The organism is Rhodococcoides corynebacterioides NBRC 14404, from assembly GCF_001894765.1.
In the GTDB taxonomy this organism is placed as follows: Bacteria; Actinomycetota; Actinomycetes; order Mycobacteriales; family Mycobacteriaceae; genus Rhodococcoides; species Rhodococcoides corynebacterioides.
The window spans coordinates 386,076-408,129 of sequence record NZ_BCWV01000002.1; the positions used below are offsets into that span (position 1 = coordinate 386,076).

Annotated in this window: 24 protein-coding genes; 9 read left to right on the forward strand and 15 right to left on the reverse strand. The window is 70.5% G+C overall.

All coding sequences use genetic code 11. From position 1 onward, the window contains the following. Positions 1-58: 58 nt before the first annotated feature. From RC2_RS03180 to RC2_RS03190, 3 genes are all read right to left on the reverse strand, one after another. Positions 59-1,882: a DUF222 domain-containing protein gene (locus tag RC2_RS03180; RefSeq protein WP_072681034.1), complete on the reverse strand. Its 1,824-nt coding sequence runs from the start codon at positions 1,880-1,882 to the stop codon at positions 59-61. Positions 1,883-1,945: 63 nt separating this feature from the next. Further along, positions 1,946-2,437, reverse strand: coding sequence for a hypothetical protein (locus tag RC2_RS03185; protein ID WP_068147352.1), 492 nt, complete (start codon positions 2,435-2,437; stop codon positions 1,946-1,948). Next, on the reverse strand, positions 2,434-2,928 hold the full coding sequence (locus RC2_RS03190; RefSeq protein WP_068147356.1) for a glutathione peroxidase: 495 nt from the start codon (positions 2,926-2,928) through the stop codon (positions 2,434-2,436). The genes RC2_RS03185 and RC2_RS03190 overlap by 4 nt, the downstream gene beginning before the upstream one ends. A 69-nt stretch (positions 2,929-2,997) precedes the next feature. On the opposite strand from RC2_RS03190, the gene RC2_RS03195 reads away from it, so the two are divergent. The 3 genes from RC2_RS03195 to RC2_RS03205 are packed head-to-tail and all read left to right on the forward strand — an operon-like array spanning position 2,998 to position 6,738. Then, positions 2,998-3,324, forward strand: a complete 327-nt coding sequence (locus tag RC2_RS03195; RefSeq protein ID WP_068147359.1) for a hypothetical protein — start codon at positions 2,998-3,000, stop codon at positions 3,322-3,324. 43 nt (positions 3,325-3,367) lie between these two features. Next, positions 3,368-4,753, forward strand: coding sequence for a sigma 54-interacting transcriptional regulator (locus RC2_RS03200; protein WP_068147362.1), 1,386 nt, complete (start codon positions 3,368-3,370; stop codon positions 4,751-4,753). Next, entirely contained in the window at positions 4,753-6,738 is a 1,986-nt protein-coding gene (locus RC2_RS03205) for a vWA domain-containing protein (RefSeq protein ID WP_068147364.1), read from the forward strand. The genes RC2_RS03200 and RC2_RS03205 overlap by 1 nt, the downstream gene beginning before the upstream one ends. 1 nt (position 6,739) lies before the next feature. Here RC2_RS03205 and RC2_RS03210 read toward each other — a convergent pair whose 3' ends face one another. From RC2_RS03210 to rpmB, 6 genes are all read right to left on the reverse strand, one after another. Beyond that, on the reverse strand, positions 6,740-7,198 hold the full coding sequence (locus RC2_RS03210; RefSeq protein ID WP_068147538.1) for a hypothetical protein: 459 nt from the start codon (positions 7,196-7,198) through the stop codon (positions 6,740-6,742). 98 nt (positions 7,199-7,296) lie between these two features. Next, entirely contained in the window at positions 7,297-8,223 is a 927-nt protein-coding gene (locus tag RC2_RS03215) for an AEC family transporter (protein ID WP_068147541.1), read from the reverse strand. Positions 8,224-8,255: 32 nt separating this feature from the next. Continuing rightward, on the reverse strand, positions 8,256-8,510 hold the full coding sequence (gene rpsR, locus RC2_RS03220) for a 30S ribosomal protein S18 (RefSeq protein ID WP_068102727.1): 255 nt from the start codon (positions 8,508-8,510) through the stop codon (positions 8,256-8,258). Positions 8,511-8,551: 41 nt separating this feature from the next. Next, positions 8,552-8,857 carry a 30S ribosomal protein S14 gene (gene rpsN, locus RC2_RS03225; RefSeq protein WP_068102725.1) on the reverse strand — a complete coding sequence of 102 codons (306 nt, stop codon included), beginning with the start codon at positions 8,855-8,857 and terminating at the stop codon, positions 8,552-8,554. Beyond that, entirely contained in the window at positions 8,857-9,024 is a 168-nt protein-coding gene (rpmG, locus tag RC2_RS03230; RefSeq protein ID WP_068147367.1) for a 50S ribosomal protein L33, read from the reverse strand. The genes rpsN and rpmG overlap by 1 nt, the downstream gene beginning before the upstream one ends. A 1-nt stretch (position 9,025) precedes the next feature. After that, positions 9,026-9,262 carry a 50S ribosomal protein L28 gene (gene rpmB, locus RC2_RS03235; RefSeq protein ID WP_068102722.1) on the reverse strand — a complete coding sequence of 79 codons (237 nt, stop codon included), beginning with the start codon at positions 9,260-9,262 and terminating at the stop codon, positions 9,026-9,028. Positions 9,263-9,355: 93 nt separating this feature from the next. Between rpmB and mrf the strand changes: the two genes are divergently transcribed. The 5 genes from mrf to RC2_RS03260 are packed head-to-tail and all read left to right on the forward strand — an operon-like array spanning position 9,356 to position 12,739. Then, the gene (mrf, locus tag RC2_RS03240) at positions 9,356-10,612 is read left to right on the forward strand and encodes a ribosome hibernation factor-recruiting GTPase MRF (RefSeq protein ID WP_068147370.1); all 1,257 of its coding nucleotides are present in this window, start codon (positions 9,356-9,358) and stop codon (positions 10,610-10,612) included. Next, positions 10,609-10,857, forward strand: coding sequence for a type B 50S ribosomal protein L31 (locus RC2_RS03245; protein WP_068147374.1), 249 nt, complete (start codon positions 10,609-10,611; stop codon positions 10,855-10,857). Before mrf ends, RC2_RS03245 begins: the two co-directional genes overlap by 4 nt. A gap of 3 nt (positions 10,858-10,860) precedes the next feature. Continuing rightward, positions 10,861-11,028 (forward strand): 50S ribosomal protein L32, encoded by a 168-nt coding sequence (gene rpmF / locus RC2_RS03250; protein WP_068102716.1) that lies wholly within the window; start codon positions 10,861-10,863, stop codon positions 11,026-11,028. Positions 11,029-11,078: 50 nt separating this feature from the next. Further along, complete coding sequence (locus RC2_RS03255) at positions 11,079-11,558, forward strand: cation:proton antiporter regulatory subunit (protein ID WP_068147376.1); 480 nt, start codon at positions 11,079-11,081, stop codon at positions 11,556-11,558. Positions 11,559-11,560: 2 nt separating this feature from the next. Then, positions 11,561-12,739, forward strand: a complete 1,179-nt coding sequence (locus RC2_RS03260) for a cation:proton antiporter (RefSeq protein ID WP_068147379.1) — start codon at positions 11,561-11,563, stop codon at positions 12,737-12,739. On the opposite strand, the gene RC2_RS03265 is transcribed toward RC2_RS03260, so the two are convergent. Together RC2_RS03265 and RC2_RS03270 are read right to left on the reverse strand one after the other, a co-directional pair. Beyond that, the gene (locus RC2_RS03265) at positions 12,651-13,148 is read right to left on the reverse strand and encodes a DnaJ family domain-containing protein (protein WP_068147382.1); all 498 of its coding nucleotides are present in this window, start codon (positions 13,146-13,148) and stop codon (positions 12,651-12,653) included. The genes RC2_RS03260 and RC2_RS03265 overlap by 89 nt on opposite strands. A 14-nt stretch (positions 13,149-13,162) precedes the next feature. Beyond that, positions 13,163-15,544 (reverse strand): ATP-binding protein, encoded by a 2,382-nt coding sequence (locus RC2_RS03270; protein ID WP_068147383.1) that lies wholly within the window; start codon positions 15,542-15,544, stop codon positions 13,163-13,165. A gap of 193 nt (positions 15,545-15,737) precedes the next feature. Between RC2_RS03270 and zwf the strand changes: the two genes are divergently transcribed. Then, positions 15,738-17,189 carry a glucose-6-phosphate dehydrogenase gene (gene zwf / locus RC2_RS03275; RefSeq protein ID WP_068147386.1) on the forward strand — a complete coding sequence of 484 codons (1,452 nt, stop codon included), beginning with the start codon at positions 15,738-15,740 and terminating at the stop codon, positions 17,187-17,189. A 43-nt stretch (positions 17,190-17,232) separates the two neighbouring features. Here the strand turns inward: zwf and RC2_RS03280 are convergent, their stop codons facing one another. The 4 genes from RC2_RS03280 to RC2_RS03295 are packed head-to-tail and all read right to left on the reverse strand — an operon-like array spanning position 17,233 to position 22,025. After that, positions 17,233-18,423, reverse strand: a complete 1,191-nt coding sequence (locus RC2_RS03280) for a lipase family protein (protein WP_082895448.1) — start codon at positions 18,421-18,423, stop codon at positions 17,233-17,235. A 3-nt stretch (positions 18,424-18,426) separates the two neighbouring features. Further along, positions 18,427-19,704 carry a hypothetical protein gene (locus RC2_RS03285; protein ID WP_068147388.1) on the reverse strand — a complete coding sequence of 426 codons (1,278 nt, stop codon included), beginning with the start codon at positions 19,702-19,704 and terminating at the stop codon, positions 18,427-18,429. Further along, positions 19,691-20,803 carry a glycosyltransferase gene (locus RC2_RS03290; RefSeq protein WP_068147391.1) on the reverse strand — a complete coding sequence of 371 codons (1,113 nt, stop codon included), beginning with the start codon at positions 20,801-20,803 and terminating at the stop codon, positions 19,691-19,693. Before RC2_RS03290 ends, RC2_RS03285 begins: the two co-directional genes overlap by 14 nt. Beyond that, a complete protein-coding gene (locus RC2_RS03295) occupies positions 20,787-22,025 on the reverse strand; it encodes a YveK family protein (RefSeq protein ID WP_072681036.1) in 1,239 nt (412 codons plus the stop codon). Before RC2_RS03295 ends, RC2_RS03290 begins: the two co-directional genes overlap by 17 nt. Between the last annotated feature and the right edge of the window lie 29 nt (positions 22,026-22,054).

The window sequence follows — 22,054 nt, forward strand, 5'->3', positions numbered from 1 at the left end:
GTCGTCGAGGGCCGAGCGCATCATCTCGCCGTCACGCTCGGTCACTCCGCGGGGCCTGTCAGAACGGGGGTGGTGCGTCGTCCGGTTCGGGTGGTCGGATCCCTCTCAGGTTGTTGCGGAGTCGGTTGCGGTGGCGTTCCTGGCGTCGGCGGGCGTGTTTCTGCTCGGTGCGTGGGGCGGGTCGAGTGGGTTCGGGTTCGCCCGATGTCGATGGCTTCTTCGTGCCGGCGCCGGGTGGGTCGCCGAAGACGATCATGTCCAGTCCGGGGTGGGTGTCGTGGCCGGTGTAGGCGGGTCCGAGGACGGTGCGGCCTTCGGGGATGGTGAACGTGCGGATGATCCGCCCGGGGTTGTCGGGGTCGGGGTACTGGTCGTCGACGAAGTCGCCGAACGTTTTCAGTAGGTGATGGAACCGGCATTTCGCGCCCAACCCGGTCGCGGTGGTCTGCCCACCCTGCTCGGGGTGGTGGTGGTCGTATTCGGTGATGTGGTCGAGGTCGCCGTCCCACGCGGGTGTGGTGCAGCCGGGCCAGGTGCAGTACTGGTCTCGGGCGCGGATGTAGGTGTTCAGTGCCGCCGAGGGTCGGTAGGGGTCCGCGGGTTGGGTGGCCGGGAGTGGGGTGTCGGTGCCGTCGCCGAGGGGGCGGATCAGGGTGGCGGGGTCGGCGGCGAGGTCGCGGATGTGGGCGCCGGAGACGATGCCGAGTCCGGCGATGTAGCCGACACCGTCGACCAGTTCAGGCTCCGCCTCGGTCGCATCCTCCACAGCGGAAACGGCGTCGGCCGATGTCTCCTCATCGTGTGTCTCCTCGACCGCGACCTCCTCGACCGCAACCGCGTCGACGGCCGCTGCCTCCTCGGCCACGACCTGCTCGGCCGAAACTTCCTCTGCGGCAGTCGCGGCCGTGTCGGTGTCCCGAGCGTGCGCGTGCGCGGCCGGGTCTGCTGCAGCCTCGGCGGTGCCATTCGCAGCGGCGGGGACAGGTCCGGTGAGGGTGGTGGTGTCGGTGACGACGTGGATGACGATGCGTGCCGCGTTCGCTGCGACCTCGTCCGCATCGACCACCGCGAAGGCACAGTCCGGGCGGGCGCAGTCGCACCCGAACGGGGCGTGCTTGACCAACGCGAACAGCGCATCCGATGCCCGCGCGGTCTTCGTGCGACTGTCGTGCCGGCAGACTTGTGCGGCGAGGAGTTCGACGACGCGGGCGACGATGGCAGCCTGTTCGGCGGACATCGTCGCTCCCACGGTTGCCATGCCGTCGAGTCCGGCTTCGGTGAAGAAGCACCGCCCCTTCAGGGCGTCGTCGCGGCGTTCGCGGACGGCGTCGGGGTCGCGGCGGTAGACCATCTGATCGCACAGGTCTCGCACCCGGCCCGTGGACCACGACCCCGGCTTGCGCAGGGCGTCGGCGATGTCGGCGTCCACCACTCCCTGATACGACCGGCCGTGGATCAACTCGGTGCGGGAGACGATGGTGCGGATGTAACTGGGGGAGACCACCCCGTCCCGCAGGCACTCGAACACCCGCGGCAGACGATCCCGGAGAGCGACGGCGTTGTCGAGGAGGCGTTCGGCGACGTACTGCGACACCGACAACGAGGTGGCGATGCGGGCGGCGCACTGGGCGAACGCATCGACCGCCCGCTCGTCGCGGTCTTCTTCGGCGAGCACCAGGTCGGTGTGCAGGGCGGCGACATGGCGGTAGCGGCGCCATTCCAGGTATCCCGCCCCGGCAGCCAGGTCGGCCAGGGCGTCGAGGTGCCCACCGACGGGGAGGTCGAACGAGACCGGTAGGTCCATGGCGGTGTGGTCACGCGCAGCCCAGGCAACGCCTCCCACCTGCGCCGCGTTCACCGCGCCGACCCCCCGATCGCTCATGTGTTCGATTATAGAGACCGCCACCGACACCCGCCGCTCCATCGACCGGAAACCGGGACGGGATCAGGAATCAGGCGCACTCGACAGGCGATCGGTGCGGAGCTCGACCACCGCCCGGCGCAAGTCGGTGAGGGCCGAGCGGATCATCTCGCCGTAGGCGTCGTCGGGAAGCGCCGACAGACGCTCCTCGGCACGATCGAGGTGGTCGGCGGCTGCCTGAGAGGATCCCAAACGCCGGAGGTTGTCGGCGAGGTTCAGGTGCAGGCTCGGGTAGAACGCCGCCACCTGCAGGCTCGCGTGGTGCTGCCGCGCCCGATCGCCGTCGAGGGCATCGGCCGCGTCGAGAGCGCGAACGTCCCAGATCAGCGCCACGGCGGCGTCGTCGTACAGATCGGCGAGATAATGCGCCAGCGTGCAGCGATGGAACGGATCGCCGCCCACCCCGATCTCGGACCAGAGGGCCTCGAGGTCGGACTGCGCCCCGTCGACGTCCCCACCGCGACCGCGCACGACGGCCGCGGTGATCGCCTCCATCGTCGGATCGGGGGCGGTCATGCTCGGTCCGTCAACACCTTCTCGATCGGGTCGGCGAGCTTCTCGGGCTTGGTGGTGGGTCCGAAGCGGTCCACCACCTGACCGTCGGCGTCCACCAGGAACTTGGTGAAGTTCCACTTGATGCGGTTGCCGAGCACGCCGGACTTCTGCTCCCGCAGCCACTGGTACAGCGGGTGGGCGTCGTCGCCGTTCACGGCAATCTTCTCGTGGAGGGGGAAGGTGACGTCGTAGCGCAGCGAGCAGAAGTTCTTGATCTCCTCGGCGTCACCCGGCTCCTGGTGTCCGAATTGGTCGCACGGGAACCCCAGCACGACGAGCCCGCGAGGTCCGTACGTGCGATGCAGTGCTTCGAGTCCCTCGTATTGCGGGGTGAAGCCGCACTGCGATGCAGTGTTGACGATCAACATCGGCTTGCCGCGGTAGTCCGCGAGGTCGACGGGCTCGCCGTCGATGGTGGTGGCGGTGAAGTCGTAGGCACTGGTCGTGGTCACATCCGACGACGCTACCGAAGAACCGGCGCAGGGGGTTTGGTCCGGTTTTCGCGAGGGTAGACGCGGCGCATGACTCCGGACCGAGTGGCGCCCGACGGCGAGGCCGAGGGAAGCGAGGAGCGCGAACCGCGGGACGACGAACGGACCATGCGCGCCCACGCCGGAGAGGCCATCGCCGACGCGCGGAACTGGCCGGGGTACTTCCTCATCGCTCTGGGTCTGGGGGCGCTGGGTTCCGCTCTGGTGGCGGCCGGGTACGGCTTCTCGGGGTGGGCGATGATCCTCTTCCCCGCGACCGTCGTGTTGTGGGCGGCCGGCCTCGCCCTGGTCCTCCTCGAACGCAAACGCGTCAAGAATGCGGAGGGCAAGGACCTGATGGATCAGACAGGTCATTGAGCGCGGGCGTGCCGGATCGCCGTCCGGCTCGTACGTTGGAGAAGTGACCTCGAGCATCGATCGTCCGACCACACTCGGTGAACTCCGCGCGTCGGGCCACGTCCACAGATCCGTCAAGACCGAACTCCGTGAGAACCTGCTCGCCGCCCTCCGGGACGGGCGCGACGCCTGGCCCGGCATCCTGGGTTTCGAGGACACCGTCCTCCCCCAACTCGAACGTGCCCTGCTCGCCCAGCACGACGTCGTCCTGCTCGGCGAACGCGGTCAGGGCAAGACCCGACTTCTTCGCACCCTCGTGACCCTGCTCGACGAGTGGACTCCCGTCATCGACGGATCCGAGCTCGGCGAGCACCCCTACGAGCCGATCACGCCGGCGTCGGTCCGACGCGCCGCCGAACTCGGCGACGACCTACCCGTTGCCTGGCGCCACCGCAGCGAGCGGTACTCCGAGAAGCTGGCGACGCCGGACACCTCGGTCGCCGACCTCGTCGGTGACGTGGACCCCGTCAAGGTGGCCGAGGGCCGCAGCCTCGGCGATCCCGAGACCATCCACTACGGCCTGGTGCCACGCACGCACCGGGGCATCGTCGCCATCAACGAGCTCCCCGATCTCGCCGAGCGCATCCAGGTGTCGCTGCTGAACGTCATGGAGGAGCGGGACATCCAGATTCGTGGCTACACCGTGCGGCTCCCGCTCGACGTGCTCCTGGTGGCCAGCGCGAACCCCGAGGACTACACCAACCGCGGCCGCATCATCACTCCGCTCAAGGACCGGTTCGGCGCGGAGATTCGTACGCACTACCCGCTGCTGCTCACCGACGAGATCTCCGTGATCGAACAGGAGGCCGACCTGTCCGCCGACGTGCCGCCGCACGTCCTCGAGGTGCTGGCCCGCTTCACCCGGCTGCTGCGTGAATCGCCCTCGGTGGACCAGCGTTCCGGCGTCTCGGCGCGGTTCGCGGTCGCCGCGGCGGAGACGGTGGGCGCTGCCGCGATCCACCGCGCCGCGGTGCTGGGCGAGGACGATCCGGTCGCCCGCCCGGTCGACACGACGACGGTCGTCGACGTCCTGCGCGGCAAGGTCGAGTTCGAGTCCGGCGAGGAGGGCCGCGAGATCGAGGTGCTGACTCACCTGCTGCGTCGCGCCACGGCGGACACGGCGCGAGAGTCGTTGGGCGGCATCGATCTCGGCCCGCTGGTGAACGCGATCGACCAGGGTGAGCCCGTGGTCACCGGTGCCCGCGTGACCGCGAAGGCGTTGCTCGACGCGCTTCCCGACCTCCCGGTGGTCGACGAGGTCGCCCAGCGGCTCGGCGCGGCATCGGTGGGGGAGCGGGCGTCCGCCCTCGAATTGGCCCTGGAGGGTCTGTACCTCGCGCGCCGCATCGGCAAGGACACCGCCGACGACGGGCAGACGGTGTACAGCTGATGGCACGCTCACCCGACCGGCCGCCTCGGTCGACCCGTTACGGCCCGTACGTCGACGGTCCTGATCCGCTGGCGCCGCCGGTGGATCTGCGCGAAGCGCTCGAGGCCATCGGCCGAGACGTGCTCGAGGGGTCGTCGCCGAGGCGGGCGCTGCAGGAAATGCTCCGCCGCGGAACGCGATCGATGCGTGGCCTCGACGACCTCGCGGCGCGCGCGAACCGCAAGCGTCGGGAACTCCTGAAGAACCGCAACCTCGACGGCACCCTCCAGGAGGTCCGCGAACTGCTCGACAAGGCGGTGCTCGAGGAGCGCAAGGCGTTGGCGAGAGCGCTGGACGACGATGCCCGGTTCGCCGAGATGCAGCTCGCCGAGCTGCCGCCGTCGACGGCGCAGGCCGTGCAGGAGCTCGCCGAGTACGACTGGCGCAGCTCGGAGGCCCGCGAGAACTACGAGAAGATCAAGGATCTCCTCGGTCGCGAGGTGCTCGATCAACGCTTCCAGGGCATGAAGCAGGCGCTCGAGGGCGCCACGGAGGAGGACCGCGCCCGGGTGCAGCAGATGCTCTCGGACCTCAACGATCTGCTCGACGCTCACGCGCGCGGGGAGGACACCGACCAGCAGTTCCGTGATTTCATGGCCGAGCACGGCGAGTTCTTTCCGGAGAACCCGCAGAGCGTGGACGAGCTGATCGACGCTCTGGCGCAGCGGTCGGCGGCGGCGCAGCGGCTACGCAACTCTCTGTCGGCGGATCAACGCGCCGAGCTCGATGCGTTGGCGCAGCAGGCATTCGGCAGCCCCGATCTGATGGATCAGTTGGCCCGGCTGGACGCGAATCTGCAGTCCGCCCGGCCCGGTGAGGACTGGGACGGGTCGCAGAACTTCCGTGGGCAGCAGGGCATGGGGCTCGGCGACGGGACCGGCATGCTGCAGGACATCGCCGAGCTCGAGGATCTGGGAGATCAGCTCTCGCAGCAGTACAACGGTGCGGCGCTGGACGACATCGACGCCGACGCGCTCCTGCGGCAACTCGGGCCCGAGGCGGCGGCCGATGCGCGCATGTTGGCCGATCTGGAGAAGGCGTTGCAGCAGGAGGGGTTCCTCGACAAGGGTGCCGACGGCCAGTGGCGCCTGTCCCCGAAAGCCATGCGGCAGTTGGGCCAGGCCGCCCTGCGCGACGTGGCCGGGTCTCTCGCATCGCGACGTGGCGAGCGCGACACGCGACGGGCGGGTGCGATGGGCGAGCCCACGGGCGCGTCCCGTGCGTGGGAGTTCGGCGACACCGAGCCCTGGGACGTGGTGCGGACGGTCACCAACGCCGTCCTGAGGACGGCGGCCGAGCCCCGCTCGGAGACGGATGCCGTCGGTGTGCGCCTGGCGGTGACGGACGTGGAGATCACCGAGACCGAGCAGCGGTCGCAGGCGGCCGTCGCGCTGTTGGTGGACACGTCGTTCTCCATGGTCATGGAGGGACGCTGGGTGCCGATGAAGCAGACGGCACTGGCCCTGAACCATCTGGTGAGTACCAGATTCCGGGGCGATGCGCTGACGATGATCGGGTTCGGCCGGCACGCGCAGACGCTGACCCCGTCGGAACTGGCGGGCCTCGACGGCGCCTGGGACCAGGGCACCAATCTGCACCACGCGTTGATGCTCGCGGTGCGCCATCTGCGCCGGCACCCCAACGCGCAGCCGGTGGTGCTGATCGTCACCGACGGCGAACCGACGGCGCACCTGGAACCGGACGGGCAGGCCGTGTTCGACTACCCGCCCAGCGCGCGCACCCTCGGCCTGACGGTGCGCGAACTCGACACCGTGGCCCGAATCGGCGCTCAGGTCACCATCTTCCGGCTCGGTGACGATCCCGGACTGGCGCGCGTCGTGGACCGCATGGCCCACCGCGTGGGCGGCCGGGTGATCGCCCCGGATCTCGACGGTCTGGGTGCCGCGGTGGTCAGCGACTACCTGTCGTCGCGGAAGCGGCGGTAGGTCAGGTTCCGTTTCGGACGGTGCGGTCGCCCACCGGGGCGGAGAGGTCGAGCTCCATGGTGCCGACGACGGCGATCATGATGCAGGCCTTGTCCTGCGCGGACGCGAGGCGACCGGTGCGGACGGTGATCGTCACGTCCTGCTCGGTCTCGGCGACGGTCGCGTCCGCGCCGTAGCACTCGGGAGAGCCGGTGACGAAGTGGACCGCGATTCGGTTGCCGGACAGGGGCGTCCAGGCCTCGAACGGAGTCGACTGCGCCATCACCAGGTCCGCGTCGGGGCGAAACGCGGTGCCGGACCGGTCGATCGGCACCTCGTGCGGCACGGGCGGGGCGCCGGGCACCGGCACCATGTCGGTGGGACTCGCTCCGGGGCCCTCGGGGTCGGCGGGGTCGGCGGATCCGGAACTGCAGGCGGCGAGCGCGAGGCAGAGCAGCAGTCCGACCGCGAGCGCCTTCATGACCTCCACCGTAGCGCGGCCGCTCGCGGGCGCGTCCGTGCGAGAGCGCGGCCGCGTGCGGGCGCGCCTTCGTCACAGCGCGGAAGACCTTTCGCGCCTCAGGTGAGGAGTGCAGCCACCGCGGCGATGAGGGGGATGGCGAGCACGGTGGTGACGAAGCCGGTGTCGCGGGCGAGGACGACGCCGCGGCCGTAGCGGGAGGCGTAGACGAAGACGTTCTGCGCCGTCGGGAGCGAGGCGATGACGACGACGGCGAAGAGTTGCTCGCCCTCGACTCCCCACACCCACCGCGCCAGGACGTAGGTGAGGACGGGCAGGGCGACGGTCTTGAGTCCGGCTGCGAGCAGGACGTCGGATCGCGCGGTGTCTCCGTCGCGCTGGAGCACGCGTGCACCGCGCAGGGACATGCCGAACGCGAGGAGAGCTCCGGGAACGCTGACGGCGCCGAGGAGGGCGAACGGTTCCGCGACCGGCGCGGGCAGGGTGACCCCGGTGACGGCGAGGGCGAGGCCGGCGAGCCCGGCGAGCACGATGGGATTGGTGAACGGCGCAGCGGCGATCGACAGGGCCGAGGCCCGCCCGGGGGACGTCGTGACGTCGAGAATGCCGAGCGCGACGGGGGAGAGCACCATGATCTGGAAGAGCAGCAACGGGGCGACGAAGGACGCGTCGCCGAGCACGAAGACCGCGATGGGGATGCCGAGGTTGGCCGCGTTGACGTAGCACGCGGAGAGGGCGGCGACCGTGGCCTCGGGGGCTGGGCGTCGCCGCACGAGTGCGACGACGAAGGCGAGCACACCGATCGCCGACGCGCTGGCTGCGGTGATGGCCAGGGTGGACGAGAAGACCACCGACAGGTCGGACGTGGACAGGGTGTCGAACAGCAGCGCCGGGGTGGCGACGAAGAAGACGGTGCGGCCGAGGACGAACTCGCCGTGGGCGCCGAGCACCCCGGTGCGGGCCACGACGTAGCCCACGGCGATCACCACGAAAATGACGGTGAACCCGGCGACTACCCCCGACACGTCGCCGGCCACACCCTCCTACGTCGTCGGTGTCACCGAGTGGTGAACGGCAGCAGCGCCATCTCGCGGGCGTTGCGCACGGCGGTGGCGACCTGCCGCTGCTGCTGCGGGGTGAGGCCGGTGACGCGGCGGCTACGGATCTTGCCGCGGTCGGAGATGAACTGGCGGAGCAGGTTCACGTCCTTGTAGTCGACCTCGGTGATGCCCGCCGCGATGAGCGGGTTCTTCTTGGGCTTGCGGTTCGCCTCGGCGCGGTCCTTCTTGGACGGGCCTCGCTTGACTGCCATGTGGTGCTCCTACTTCCCGGCTCGTGTCGGTGCGTGCGCTGTCACCAGCTGCTCTTGTGGACGCCGGGGAGTTCTCCACGGTGTGCCATCTCGCGAACGCGGATGCGGGACAATCCGAACTGGCGAAGATGCCCGCGAGGGCGTCCGTCCACAGCGTCGCGTCGGCGCAATCGTACCGGACTCGCATCACGCGGCAGACGCTGCAGGGCGGCGAGGGCGGCGGTGCGGTCCGCGTCCGAGGTGGAGGGGCGCCGGATGGTCTCCTTGAGTTCGCGACGACGCTCGGCCCACCGCTCGACGACGACGCTGCGCTGGGCGTTGCGGGCGATCTTGGATTTCTTGGCCATCAGCGCTCCTCGCGGAAATCGACGTGCCGACGCACGACGGGGTCGTACTTCTTCAGCACCAACCGATCGGGGTCGTTGCGTCGGTTCTTGCGGGTGACGTAGGTGTAGCCGGTCCCGGCGGTGGACTTCAGTTTCACGATGGGCCGGATGTCGGTGCTCTTCGCCATCTCAGACCTTCCGTCCGTCGGCGCGCAGCCGAGCGATCACGGCGTCGATGCCGTCGCGGTCGATGGTCTTGATGCCCTTGGCGGACACGGTGAGGGTGACGCGGCGGCCGAGGCTGGGGACGAAGTACGTCTTCTTCTGGATGTTGGGGTTCCAGCGTCGTGAGGTGCGGTGGTGCGAATGCGACACCGACTTTCCGAAGCCGGGTGCGCGTCCGGTGACGTCGCAGTGCGCGGACATGATCGAGCCTCCCTTGTCGACAACGATTGTCGTTTCGGTCTCTGGACTGTACGCTGAACCGACGGTAATGACAATCGTTGTCGAAAGGATGCCATGACGGTCGATCGCACCCCGCTCGTGCTGGTCTGCGGACCGCGCGGGCCGCTCGAGGCCGTGACCACGTCCCTCGCCGAGCCCGGCACCGCCGTCGTCCACCACGATCTGAGCGGCGTCGAGGCCGGCGTCGTCACCCGACGCACCACGCGCGTCGACGCCGACGGGGACGCCCGCGTGCGCGACGTCGCCCTCGGCGTCGCGGGCTGCTGCGTCGACTGCATGCTGCGCATGGACCTGCTGCCGCTGCTGCGCACGCTCGCCGACGACGCCGCGGTGCGCCGCATCGTCGTGCGCCTCGACCCTCTGTTGGAAGCGGAGGCGTTGTGCTGGGCGATCGAGAACACCGTCGTCACGGGCATGGTCGGCCGGGTGGACGCCCCCGCGGGTCACGACGTCCGGATCGAGGCCGTGATCGGATGCGTCGACGCGGCGTCGTTCCTCGGTGACGCGACCGGCGACGAGCCGATGTCGGCGTACGACGACCGCACCGTCGCGCAGGTGACCGTCGGCAACGTCCGGCACGCCGACGTGGTGGTGGTCGCCGACACCGCTCCCGACCGCTGGGCCGCGGCCCGGCTCACCGCCGTCCTCGACCGACTCGCACCCCGCGCCGCGACTGCCTGGATCCTGCCGAGCGAGACCCCGACGGGCCTGCTCGCGCGGGTGCCGGCGTGGTCGCGTCGCGGTGCGGTGGACGACGCGCACGCCCCGCTGCTCGACGGCGCCCCGCCGCTCACCGAGGACTGCGGAGTGCAGTTGCTCGAGATCGCCGACCGCCGTCCGTTCCATCCGGGCCGACTCCACGAGGCGGTCGACGTCCTGCTCGACGACGTCGTCCACGCCCGCGGCCGACTCTGGGTGGCCACGCAGCCCGACGCGGTGCTCTGGCTCGAGTCCGCCGGCGGCGGTCTCCGCATCGCCGCCGCCGGGCGGTGGCTCGCAGCGATGGACCCTACCGAGTACGACGACGTGTCGGTCGCCCGCCGGGCGATGGCCGCGCTGGGGTGGGACGACGAGTACGGCGACCGCGCCCAATCGCTCGTCGTGCTGCTCGCCGGCGCCGACCCCGAGCACGTGCATCGCGTCCTCACCGACGCGCTGCTCACCGATGTCGAACTGGCCGATCCGGAGAGTTGGACCACCTGGGACGACCCGTTCGGCCAGTACCACGAGGACCCGTGCGAGACAGACGACTCCCGCACGAGCACCACCGAATCCACCCTCCCGCGCAACACCGGAAAGGCACGCGAATGAAGAACGGCATCCACCCCGACTACCACCCGGTGGTCTTCCAGGACTCGGGCACCGGCTCGATGTTCCTCACTCGGTCCACCGTGACCAGCGACCGCACCGTCGAGTACACCGACGGCCGCACCTACCCGCTGGTGGTCGTCGACGTCACCAACGAGTCGCACCCGTTCTGGACGGGCGCCGCTCGTGTCATGGACACTCAGGGCCGCGTGGAGAAGTTCGAGCGGCGCTACGGAAAGCGGCGCTGAGCCATGGCCGTTCCGAAGCGGAAGATGTCGCGGTCCAACACCCGCAGCCGACGCGCCCAGTGGAAGGCGACGCCGCCCGACCTGGTGACCGTGACGGTCGACGGGGTGACCCACCGCGTTCCCCGACGGCTGGTCAAGGCCGTTCGGCTGGGGCTGGTCGATCCGCGGTGAGGCCGGTCGATCCACGCTGACGGCGCCGCGGTGAGGGCTAGCATCGCCGCATGAACGTCGACGTCACCCTGCTGCCCGGGATCGGAGTGCGGAAGGACTTCGCGCTGGCCGGTGGTCGGCGCATCGGGGTGATCACCCGCAAGGACGGCACCAACGAGCTGATCGTGTCCAAGCGCGACGATCCGGACACCACGCAGGCGTCGATCACTCTGAGCAACGAGGAGGCGGCGGCACTGGGCAACCTGCTCGGTGCGCCGCAGCTCGTGGCACAGCTCGGCGAGGAACACCGCGAGCTCCCCGGCATCCGGACGCGGCAGCTTCCCGTGCAGGAGGGTTCGCGGTTCGACGGCCGGACCCTGGGGGACACGGCGATGCGCACCCGCACGGGGGTGTCGGTGGTGGCGGTCATGCGGGCCGGGCAGGTGCAGCCGTCGCCCGCTCCGGACTTCACCCTGGTCGCCGGTGACCTGCTGGTGGCCGTCGGCACCACCGACGGGCTCGATCACGCCGCCAAGATTCTCGGCTGCTGACCGTGGGGGAGACCGCGCTGGGGCTCACCGAGCTCGGGGCGGTCTTCTTCGCGCTCGGCCTGCTCGCCCGTCTGGCCTCGCGCATCGGCCTCTCGCCGATCCCGTTCTATCTGGTGGCGGGCCTGTTCTTCGGCGAGGGCGGCTTGATCGACCTCGACGGCATCGACGAGTTCACCGAACTCGCCAGCGAGATCGGCGTGGTCCTGCTGCTCCTGCTCCTCGGTCTCGAGTACACGGCGGCGGAACTGGTGACGGGTCTGCGCCGCTCGTGGATCGCGGGCGTGGTGGACATCGTCCTCAACGCGGGCCCCGGCGCGGTGGTGGCCCTGATGCTCGGGTGGGGTCCGGTCGGCGCCCTGGTGCTCGCGGGCGTCACGTACATCTCGTCGTCGGGCATCGTCGCGAAGGTGCTCACCGACCTCGGTCGCCTCGGAAACCGGGAAACGCCCGTGGTGCTGTCGATCCTCGTCTTCGAGGACCTCACCATGGCGCTCTACCTCCCCGTGCTCACCGCCGTCGTCGGCGGCGTGACGCTCCTCGGAGGTGCCGAGGCCGTCGGGATCTCCTTGCTGGTGGTCTCCGTGGTGCTTCTCGTGGCCCTGCGGTACGGGCGCGTGGTGTCCGCGCTGCTCGCCGGCCCGGACCGAGAAGTGATGCTGCTGAAGGTGTTCGGGGCCGCGCTGCTCGTCGCCGGACTCGCGTCCGCCCTGCAGGTGTCCGCCGCGGTCGGGGCGTTCCTGCTCGGCATCGCGGTGTCCGGCACCACCGCGCAGGCGGCGACCCGCGTCCTGGAACCGCTGCGGGATCTGTTCGCGGCCGTCTTCTTCGTGGTGTTCGGGTTCAACACCGACCCTCGCGCGATTCCACCCGTACTGGGTTACGCGGCCGCCTTGGCCGTGCTGACCGCGGTCACCAAGATGATCACCGGCGCCTGGGCCGCCGGCCGTCTCGGCGTCGGTCCGCTCGGCCGGATGCGCGCCGGAGCCGCCCTGATCGCGCGGGGCGAATTCTCCATCGTCATCGCCGGTCTCGCGGTCGCGGCAGGTGCGGTCCCGCCCGATCTGGCCGCCCTCGCCACCGCCTACGTGTTGATCATGGCCGTCGTCGGCCCCATCGCAGCCCGCTTCGTCGAGCCGGTGACGGAGCGGGTGCTGGCTGCACGCGCCGCGCCTCCGCCCTAGCGCGGGCCAGCGCGTCCCGGTCTCGAACCCACTGCGCGACAACGGCGTCGACGTCGACCCGCGACACCGGGATCACCGGCCCGACGGGGATGCGCAGATAGTCCATGATGCGCCGGTTCAGCTCGCGCACCTCGGCCCGCACGGCGTCCTCGGTGCGGAGACCCGCGACCGTGTCCCGCAGGTTCTCGATCTCCTTGCGCAGCCGCAGCGGGGTGGGGAGCAGCGCGTCGGACGGCAGATTCTCCCGCCGGAGATATCCCCGCACCCAGGCCAACTCGTCGGTACTCGACGCGGGGATCGGCTTGCCCGCCCCGGGCAGGTTCTCGAACGCACCCGCCTCCTGCGCCGACCGGATCTGCCGGTCGACCCAGGTCTCGATCGAGATGTCGTGGGGTTTGCGGTCGGTCATCGGGCCTGCCGGGGTCAGCCCAGCTCGCGCACGAAGTCGTCCACCACCTGCGCGGCGAGGATGCGGGCCTTCACGTTGTCGGTCTGGCTGCGCTTGGCGATGATCTCGAACGCGCGGTCCGGACCCACGTTCTCCTGCGCCATGATCAGGCCCACCGCCTGGCTCAGCACACTGCGACTGTCCAAGGCGATCCGCAGGGACGAGATCTCGCGCTGCGCGTCGCCCAGCAACTGCTCGCGCAGTCGCGCCAGCTCCAGATGCACCCGCACCCGGGCCACGAACTCCGCCGGCTGGAACGGCTTGACCACGTAGTCGTCCGCCCCGATGCGCAGGCCCTCGATCACCTGCGCGGACCCGGTGCGGGCGCTCACGAGCACGATCGGCACGCGGACCAAGCGCCCGTCCGAGCGTGCCTCGTCCACGAGCGACAGTCCGCTGCGTCCCGGCAGCATGATGTCGCTGACGATGATGTCGGGCGGAGTCGCCCGCGCGGTCGCGAGAGCGGTGTCGACTTCGTCGGTCGCAGCGACGTGCCAGCCCTGGTCCTCGAGCAGACCGGTGACGTAGCGGCGCATGTCGGCGTTGTCCTCGACCAGGAGGACCCGTCGTTGCCCGTCCGTCGGCGGGGCCTGCGTCGATCGGGTCCCGTCGGAGTCGATGGGCCGCCACTGCTCGGCCTCGCCGACGTAGCGCGCTCCGAGATCGGTGACCAGGTCGGTCGGCGCCACCGTGTCCGGTTCGGCGTCGGCGGTCGTCGTCGGAACCACGACGGTGAACACCGTTCCGTGCGGGGCATTGTCAGTGACCTCGACGGTGCCGCCCAGGGCTGCGACGATGTCCGACACCAGGGACAGCCCGACACCCGATCCTTCCCGACTGCGGCCGGACACCCCGGCCACCTGGTAGAAGCGCTCGAAGATCTTCCCCCGGTCCGCCTCGGGGACGCCGGGTCCGGTGTCGGCGACCTCGAGGACGAGGCGGCGTGCCCCGTCCACCTCTGCGACGGGGCCGCGCAACGTGACGCGAATGGATCCCCGGGTGGTGAACTTGACGGCGTTGGACACCAGGTTCATCACCAGGTGGGTCCACAGCGTGCGATCGAGATCCAGCAGGGTGCCCCCGGTGTCGCTGTCGATCGTCAACTCCACCCCGGCGCGATCGGTGCTGTCTCGGAACAGGTTGACGGCGTCGCGAATCAGGGCGGCGGCATCCGTCGGTTCCGGGCGGGGTCGCAGTTCCCCGGCGTCCGCGCGAGCGACGTCGAGCAGCGTGTCGACGAGCTTCTGCAGGCGCAGGGCGGACCGACGGGCCGACTGCAGAGCCTGGACGTGGCGGTCGTCGAGGTGGTCGGCCGCCTCGGACAGCACGGCATCGAGCGGCCCGAGCAGGAGGGTCAGGGGTGTGCGGAACTCGTGGCTGACGTTCTCGAAGAAGCGGGTCTTGTCCGCATCCAGCTCCTCGAGCTGCGCGGCGCGGCGGCGCTCGGCCGCGTAGGAGTGGGCATCGGTGAGCGCGGTGGTGATGCGCCCGGCCACGAGTTCGAGGAAGACGCGGTAGTGGTCGTCGACGCGTCGCAGTTCGCTGGTTCCCGTGACGAGCACGCCCGTGGGCGCGTCCGACGACGCCAGCAGCGGCTGTACCAGGGCCGACGTCGGACCGACCGTGACGGTCTCGGCGACCCCCGACGCGGCGACGCGGGACGCAACGTCGCCGAGGTCCGTGGTGCTCAGGACCGCGTCGGCGGTGTCGAACGACGCCACCTCCCGCAACCCGTCGTCGCCGACCAGGTAGGCGGCGGCGAACGGGACGTCGTCCCGGTTCTCCGACAGCCGCGACAGCACCGCGCGGCAGACGCTGTCGACGCCGGCGGCCGCGGTGACGGAGACGGTGCCGAGGTCCCGCAGCGTCGCGAGGCGGCGCTCGGTGAGCACCTCCTGCGTGACGTCCGAGGTGGCCACGAAGACGCCGTTCATGGTGTCGCCCTCGCCGCGAATGGGGCTGTAGGAGAACGTGAAATACGTTTCCTCGGGATAGCCGAAGCGGTCGAGCAGGAACCGCTCGCGACGTCGATGGACGGCCGTACCGCCCAACGCCTCGTCCGCGAGGGGGCCGATGGCGTCCCACGCGAAGTGCCAGCAGTCCTCCGCCCGTTGACCGACTGCCTTGGGAAACAGCTCGCCGGCCATGGGGGTGTAGGCGTGGTTGAAGATCTGGACCAGATCGTCGCCCCACCAGAGCAGCATCCCCACCTCGGAGGGCAACACGGTGCGGATGGCGGAGACGAGGGCCGCAGGCCACTGCTCGACGGGCCCGAGCGAGGTGGAGGACCAGTCGAACTCGCGGTGCGCGGTCGCCGTGGGATCGGTGCCGGGGAACAACTCGTCCCGGGTCGTCATGCTGCGTCGACCGTCATGCGCGGTGCGACCGGTGTGAACATCCCGGCCATGGTTCTGTGCGTTCCCCTCCCGTATCGGTACTCGTACAGTGTAAAGCGTTCGCGGACCCCCGGGTGACGATCCGACGACCGGCCCACGCCTCGGGGTCTGTGGAACCATGTGAGCGGTGACGCCCTCGAGGATCGATCCACCGATGTCCGCGCCCTGCCCGCAGGTGGTCGTTCTGTTCGGAGCCACCGGTGACCTGGCCAAACGCAAGCTGCTGTCGGGCATGATGCACCTGGTTCTGTCCGATCTGGCTCCCCGCCTGCGCATCGTGGGCACCTCGCTCGAGGCGATGACCGACGAGGAGTTCCGGGCGATGGCCGAGACGGCGGTCGAGACGTTCTCGGCGCGGTCGCCGTCACAGGAGGAATGGGACCGGTTCGAGGGACGCCTTACCTACGTCTCGCAGCAGGACGGCCCGGAGGCCCTCGCCGCGGCGGTCGACCGGGCCGAGGAGGCGCTGCGCGCCGACGGTGGGGACGGGAGCGGCGAGACGCGGGTGGAGCGACTGCACTACCTGTCGGTTCCGCCGGCTGCCGCGTTGTCGGTGGTCGAGATGCTCGATCGGGCTCGGCTGGTCGAGCGGTCCCGCATCGTGATGGAGAAGCCGTTCGGTACCGACCTCGCGAGCGCCCGTGAGCTCAACGCCGCGGTGCACGAGACCTTTTCCGAGGACCAGATTTTCCGCATCGATCACTTCCTGGGCAAGGAGCCGGCGCAGAACATCCTGGCGTTCCGCTTCGCCAACGGCCTGTTCGAACCCATCTGGAACCGCACGTTCATCCAACACGTGCAGATCGACGTGCCCGAGACGCTGGGTCTCGACGGCCGCATCGGGTTCTACGAGGCCACCGGCGCGTTCAAGGACATGGTGGTCACCCACCTGTTCCAGGTCCTGGCGTTCGTGGCGATGGAGGCCCCCACCGCCCTGGAACCCGACGCCATCCGCGAGGAGAAGAACAAGGTCTTCCGGTCGATGCTGCCGGTGGAGCCGACCGACGTCGTACGGGGGCAGTACGCCGGGTATCGCGACGAGGAGGGCGTGGCGCCGGACTCGGAGACCGACACCTTCGTGGCGCTGCGGGTGCACATCGACAACTGGCGTTGGGCCGGGGTGCCGTTCTACCTACGGACCGGGAAGAGGTTGGCGGAGGGCCAGCGCATCGTCTCCATCGCGTTCCGGGAACCGCCCAAGTCCATGTTCCCGGCGAATTCCGGTGTGGGAGCTCAGGGTCCGGATCATCTGACCTTCGATTTGACGGACAATTCCAAGGTCTCGCTGTCCTTCTACGGCAAACGTCCGGGCCCCGGTATGCGCCTGGACAAGGCCAGCATGCAGTTCGCGCTCGAGGACACCGAGTCCGCCGACGACGCGCTCGAGGCCTACGAGCGGTTGATCCTCGACGCGATGCTCGGCGACCACACGCTGTTCACCACGGCCGAGGGCATCGAACGGCTGTGGGAGGTCTCCGCGCCACTGGTGGAGAACCCGCCGCCGGTGCGGACGTATCAGCCGGGGTCCTGGGGGCCCAACGCGATTCATGGTCTGGTCGCCCCGCACACCTGGCGCCTGCCCTTCGAGCGGCAGTGGCGCGAGTAGCGACACCATCGGAGCAGTGGCGCGAGTAGCGACACCGGGCGGGTCAGCGCACCTCGGCGCACGACGTCGGCGCCGGCAGTCCGGCGAACCGGTCGCGGAACCACTCGGCCGGAGCCGCGCCGAAGTCGAGAATGCCGTGTCCCTGGCCGGGTGCGCCCCGCAGCAGCACCGTCGACCCCAGCTCGCACGCGTCGCGCGCGGCGTCGATCGTCCACTGCGGCAACGTCAGTCGGTCCTCCTCGCCGTAGCCGACGAACATCGGCGCCGAGGCGGGCGACGTCGGGACCCGGGCCTCGCGCAACCAGCCACGCAGACGGTCCGCCGCAGCGTCGTCCACGGGTGCGTAGTCGGCCGGTGTCGTGCGTGCGGCGATGTCGGCTTGCAGCGCGGTGTTCTCGCCCTCGCACGCGGCGAACACGTCGGTGCGATCCCCGAGTTGCCCACGGAGATAGTCGGATCGGACGAGGTCGGGATGAACCACCTGCATGCCCGTGATCAGGGACGGGAGGACGACGATCTGTTCCTCGGTCAGCGTGCCCGCGACCATCTCGTCGACGATGGGGGACAGGTCGGTGGCCGGTGACGCGCTGAGGGTGCCGAGCAGCGAGAGTTCCCCGGCGTAGTTCGCCGCCGCCTCGTTGGCCGCCCAGACGGCCTGGCCGCCCTGTGAGACGCCGTAGCCCACCCAGCGCGCCCCGGCGTCGGGAGTCACCGCCCGCGCCGCACGCACCGAGTCCAGCACGTTGTACCCGGCCGTGCGGGCGTCGAGGTAGGGATGCTCGTCCGCGGTGCCGAGTCCCTCGTAGTCGGTCATGGTGACGAGGTAACCGTTCGCGAGGAACGGCAGCAACGAGGGCAGGGTGCCCAGCAGGCCCATGTGCGTGGACGGGGCGCACCGACTGGCCGTCCCCGAGGTCGCGTGCCCGATGGCGACCACCGGCCAGCCCGCGTCGGGTGGAGTTCCGTTGGGCACGAACACCACTCCGGTCACGGCCGTCGGCGAGCCGTCCCGCGCGGACGTGGAGCGATAGCGAACCGTGACCGCCGCGGAGGTCAACTCGTCGAGCGCGGAGTACCCGACGAACTCCGTCGGCGGCTCGAGCAGTTCACCGGGGTCCGCGGCGGCCGGGGACACGGTGGTCGGCGTCGGCGGCGATGCCTCCCCACCGGACGAGCAGGACGCCACCAGCACGAGCGTCGCCACCGCGGCGAGCACCCGAACCGGCGACGTCACGGCTCACTCCCCGTGACGCAGCAGTGCGACGGGATCGAGGCACGCTCGACGCAGTGCTCGCGTGACCACGTCCGGATCGATCATGTCGGCGCAGAAGGTCGCGGCGAGCGTCCGTCCCTTGTTCAGGCGGGACACCAGAACGGTGATGCCGTCCGGACCGTCGGGTTCGAGCGTCGCCGTCATCTGCACCGGGCGGTCGTCGTGCTCGAAATCGAGGTGGCGGTAGAGGCCGGTGAGGTTGCCGAGATCGCTGACCGCCAGGCGAAGTCGGTTCGGCACGGTGACGGGGCCGGTGTCGTCCGCCACCGGCGCGATCCGGTGCCGGGTCAGCGCGCTCTTCGCCTCCGAGGCCCCGAGGACGGCCAGAGGCCACCCCGAGTCGATGACGTCCTTCATCACCGTGGCGACCAGACCCGGGGTCGCACCGGCACCGAGCCGCACGGGAATGCCGATCGCGAAGTTGCCGTGGCCTGCCCGGTCCCGCTCGGCGAGGTAGCGCCGGCAGTTGAACAGGATCATCACGTGATCGTCGAGCGCCACCTGCTCGGCCCGCAGCGCCGCGTTCACCAGCGCGACGGTGACGGACGCCGCCGTCGCGCCCGGCGCGTGCTCACGCGCCCAGGCCTCGAGAGCGGCCGAGACCTCGGGGGGCATGAACTCGGCACGGCACGTCTTGGTCTTCACCCAGTTGTCGACGGTGCGGGTGGGCAGGCCCTCGTCGGCGGTGTCGGGACGCGCGTGCTCCGCGCGTACTCGCAGCAGATCACGTGCGGCGCGCGGATTCTCGCGGAAATGCCGCCACAAGGCGCGCCGGGTCGCGTCGGTCGGCAGGGCGGGCGCGAGGGTCGGGGCGAGAGTGCCGTCGGGATCACCGGCGACGACTCCGACGAGCAGCGTGCCGAACTGCCCGTCCCCTACCCCGTGGGAATAGTCCACCGCCACGTAGTCCCCGCACAGGACCACCTCGACGGGCAGTCGCGCGCCGTCGCGCTCGCGGATGCGGTTCATGAGCTCGCCGAGATCGTCGGTCGGCAGATCGGGCCGTGCGGTCACCGCGACCCCACCGGCGATGTCGTCCCGATACGTCCAGATGCGCTGGTCCGCGCGAGGATCGAGCGCGATGCGGGGTGTCGGGGAGGCCGACCGGGCCGCCGTCAGGACGCCGCGCACCGCGTCGACGGTCACTCCCGTGATCGGCCCGAGCACCGCGATGGACCGAGCCGGGACGAACGTGCGATCGAGGGGAGTGGAGGCGTACCGGGGTCGCTCAGAGCGCGGCATCGACGACCTCCTGCATCTTGCGACGGAACTCGGCTCGGGAGAAGCCTTCCGCCCACTGCCGGATGTCGTGGCGATCGAACGTCGCCGGATCGAAGGATCGCATCGCCTCGGCGAACCCGTCGACGATCTTGTCGTCGGAGCCCGGCGCGACATGGATGCCGGTCCGGCCGTCGAGGACGGAGTCGAGGGCGCCGCCCTCGCCGAGAGCGATCACGGGGGTGCCCGTCGCCATCGATTCGACCGGCACGATGCCGAAGTCCTCGATGCCGGGCATGACCAGTGCGCGGCAGCTGCGGTGCAGGTGCAGCAGGGTCTCGTGCGAGACCCGGCCGAGGAACTCGGTGTCCGGGCCCGCGAGGGCGCGGCACTGGTCCATCGCGCGGCCGTCACCCGCGACCACCAGGCGCACACCGGCTTTCGCGGCCGCACGGATGGCGATGTCGGGTCGCTTGTAGGGGACCAGACGGCCGGCGAGAAGGAAGAAGTCCTCCCGCTCGACGGACGGATCCGGGGTGAAGCCCTCGGTGTCGACGGGCGGGTGCACGACGAGCGCGTCGTCACGTCCCCACCAGTTCGCGATGCGCTCGGCGACGGCCGACGAGTTGGCCACCACCGTGCGCAGCCGGGGTGCAGCGCCGATCTCGCAGCGTCGGGCCACGGCGGACAGGCCGGTGAGAATGGCCGCGCCGGCCTTGCCGCCGCCCTCGCCGGCGCGCAGCTCCTTGTCCCAGGCCCACCGCGCCGGGCTGTGCACGTACGCGATCACCGGGGCGTTCGTGGCGTGCACGGTTTGCGTCGCGAACGCGTGGTGGCTGACCACGACGGCATCGACGTCGCGCAGCGGGAGACGTCGGAACGCGAGCGGCATGAGCGGCAGCACCGGAGCGTACGAGCGCTGCCCGATGCCGTCGTAGATGCGGTTGAGCCACGTGGTGTGGGGCGGTGAACTCAGCCCGGCCGGAATGCCTTCCGGGCGCGCGATGGGTGCGTACACCTGCGCCTGCGGCCACTGGATCGACAGTTGTTCCACGACGTGCTCGGAGCCGGCGATCTCGGTGAGCCGCTCGTGGACGACGGCGATTCTACGATCGGTGGGCATTGTCCTCGACCTGTCTGTCGGGGCGTCGCACGGACGCGGGAGCGGGCCGACTCGCGCTGCCGGCTGGTTGGACCACCAGGTGGGTGGGGATCTGGAACTCGGACAGTCGGCGCAGCGCCGCCTCGGCGGCCTTGCGGTCCGACCCTCCCTCCGAGACGAGGACGACGGCGGTGTCGACACTGCTCGCGTCGACGTAGGTCCACCACTGACCCGTGAGGTCGGCACCCACCAGGGCGTCGGGATGGCGGGCGTGCCCGTCCGGGCCCGTCGACAGCGGAGCGGGATACCGGGCATCGTCCCCGACCAGAACGAGGATGGTGGCCGACGAGCTGTGTCGCGCGTGACGTGCGCCGCTGCCGTTGCCGCGTTCCGCTGTGGCGACGGCAGCGGCGACCACCGGCGGGAGGCCCTCGCGGACGGTGGGGTCGAAGCGGGCGCTGTGCTTGCGTGCGACGCGGCGCGCCCAGGCGCGGCCGGGTTTGCGCCCGATGCGGCTGCGCAACAGCACGATCAGTTCGGCCGCCACGATGAACGCGGCGATCGCGGCCACCGAGGCCTCCGAGACCGGCAGCGGCGAGACCGGGGTGTCGCTGGGTTCCGGCACGGCGAGCACCACCAGGCGGTCACCGGTTCCCGTGGTCTGCAGTTGCGTCGCCTGGTCCCGCAGCTGCGTCAGGGACTGCTCGGCGGCCGTCCGCGACGGATCGCCCGGGATCAGCTGGGCGATGCGTGCTTCCTCGGCCGCGATGGAGGCCTGGACCTGTTCGAGGCTGCTCTGGGAATCCCGAGCGGCGTTGGCGCCGGCCGCCTGCGCCACGGTGGTGACCGTGGTGCGGGCGACGTCGAGCGCCTGCTCGGGGGAGTCGGCGGTGACGGTGAAGTCGAGCAGGGCCGGCGACGTCCCCGGGGCGAGCTCGAGGTGCGAGGCCAGTTCCGCTGCGGTCCAGCCGGTGTCGGTCTGGGACACGACCTGCTGCAGGACGTCGTTGTCGGCGGCGAGCCCGATGAACGGCGCGCGGAGCTGCTCGATGAACGCGTCGCCGGGGATGACCTCGCCCGACGGCACGATCTCGGTGGTGATCGTGGCGGCGTACTGCTTCTCGGTGGCGAACGCGCGCAGACCGTAGACGCCGGCGCCGACGAGCAGCGCGATGAGCAGGGCGGGCACCACGGCGCGCCCCAGCTCCTTCATGTGCCCGGCCAGATCGATCGGCGGCGGCACGTCACCGCGGTGAACGGGATCGTCTATGG